At 28.0% G+C, this 2,176-nt stretch carries 3 protein-coding genes; 2 read left to right on the forward strand and 1 reads right to left on the reverse strand.

Annotated features, from left to right (window positions below; all coding sequences use genetic code 11):
• Positions 1-754: hypothetical protein (locus tag ACRC03_RS17495; RefSeq protein ID WP_438653887.1), on the forward strand; the 754-nt coding region annotated here is incomplete at its 5' end.
• Between the two features lie 93 nt (positions 755-847).
• Positions 848-1,195: a hypothetical protein gene (locus tag ACRC03_RS17500; RefSeq protein ID WP_438653888.1), complete on the forward strand. Its 348-nt coding sequence runs from the start codon at positions 848-850 to the stop codon at positions 1,193-1,195.
• 34 nt (positions 1,196-1,229) lie between these two features.
• Here ACRC03_RS17500 and ACRC03_RS17505 read toward each other — a convergent pair.
• The coding region (locus ACRC03_RS17505; RefSeq protein WP_438653889.1) for a metallophosphoesterase at positions 1,230-2,176 on the reverse strand (947 nt) is incomplete at its 5' end.

The raw sequence follows: 2,176 nt of genomic DNA on the forward strand, positions 1-2,176 counted from the left end.
CAATGATTTAATAAAGCTTTACAATATAGTTGATTTAAATTCGATATATGACAATAGAGTTATAAAGAAAATAAATAAAAAGAAAAAAGAATTAGTAGATAAAAGGGGTAGTAACTCTATACTATCTGTGTATATTACAATAGATTTAGATAAAAGCTATTTTGAAAATATATGTACTGGGCACTTTTTTTATACTGCAGATAAAATGGGGACTGGTAGCTTAAACATAAAGGAAGATAAAGTATTCGAATTAGGAAAAGAAGAGATTATAGAATGGATTAAGAAATATTATAGTCTTACTACATATGAAATAGCTATTCCAGCGTTAAGAGATGAAACATTAGCACCAAAAGGGAAAACAGGTCTTATGATAAGTACATTTATAGATTATGGACTTGTTAATTCTATAAAAAATAAGGGCTGGTATAACGAATTCAAAACTCTTAGTGAGGAATACATATTAGCTACAATTAATGAATCTATATTTAAAGGCATAAAAGATAAAGTGATAGATAAGTTTTCATCAACACCATTGACAATAGAAAGTATTACAGGAAATACTGATGGAGCGATAACAGGGTGGGCATTTACAAATTCAACTATGCCAGCAGAGTCAAAAATAATTAAACTTTCAAAATCTGTTGAAACACCAATACCAAATGTATATCAAGCAGGACAATGGTGTTTCAGCCCATCAGGACTTCCAATCTCAATAATGACAGGAAAATTAGCAGCAGATAAGGTTTTGAAATAGGAAACAAAGTACTTGAAATAACTTAAAAATGAATACACAATTACTATATATGTTACAATAGATATATAAGACAACCATATTAGGAGGCTCACCATGGGAAAATTAAAAGGAAATACATTATCAAATAGTTTAAATGCATTAAAATCATTTCACCAATATCATGATCTTGAAAGTAGTGAATTTGATGTATGCATAAAAGCTATATCTAAATCAGACAAAAAAGTTGTATTTGAAAAACATGTTCCAGTACGTGTTGTATTTGATAAAAATAGACAATATATAACTATAACATGGCAAGAAGCAGGTATAAAAAATTACAGAAGTAAGCAACTCTTTGAAAGATACAATCCGAACTTCAATGAAATGGTTATAGATGAAGATAACTATTCATTAGAAATTAAGTCTGATGAATCAGATAAAATACTAATTATCAATTACTAGAAATATAAGGACCCTGTCATAAAACTGACAGGGTCTAATTAATTTCTAAGTAGTTATTATTAATATCATTAGGTTTTGTAATGCTATTGATATAGTTCTTCAAAAAATCATCTGCATATTTTAATAGCACTGAAAACTCTTCATCATTAAAACTATCACTAGAACTATTATTATCAATACCAGCATAATAATTTAAATTTAAAGATTTCATAGCATTAGCCATTATATCTATATTTTCCTTTGATAAATTGCCGTACTTGCTTAATTTATTGTAATACCTGTTATAAATAGAATTACCAAAGAACTCTCTAGAATACTCATCAAAATTATTTAAAGCTTTATCTGATACATTTAATCTAGAAGACTGGTATATAAACTTATTATCACTAGTACTGTAATTAAGCTGTCCAAAATTATGAGGATAAACAGCTAAAGAGCCAGTAGCAATATCATATAAATTATTATCATTACTTTTATTTAATGCAATATTTTGAATATGTATATGACCACTCAAAACAAAATCTATGTTGTTCTCATTAAAAACTTCAATTAATTTATTGTTATCATTTAAAGTATAACCATCATTATAAACATCATTGTGATTCATAATACTATGATGCATTACATGAATAATCTTTGCACCATGCTCATTAGCTAAAGAAATACATTTCTTAATCCAACTAAGAGTACTTTCACTAAGGGAACCTTTCATTTGCGGATATCCCAGGTTAGTATTAGTTTTATAGTTATTAGTATCTAGCATTAATAGCCATACATCTTCACTAGGTGTAGCCAAATAGCTAAGGCTATCCTCATCTTCAAGTACGGCATTATCAAAACCGAAATTAGAATACATACTTCTAAACTCATCCTCACTTATACTATCGGTTATATATTGATTGTCTTCTATAAATTTTCTAGCCCAAGGATTAGAAATATCATGATTACCAGGGATGACATATACCTGAGTTCCTGATGCCT

The organism is Romboutsia sp. (assembly GCF_051659545.1).
Classification (GTDB): Bacteria; Bacillota; Clostridia; order Peptostreptococcales; family Peptostreptococcaceae; genus JBOFOR01.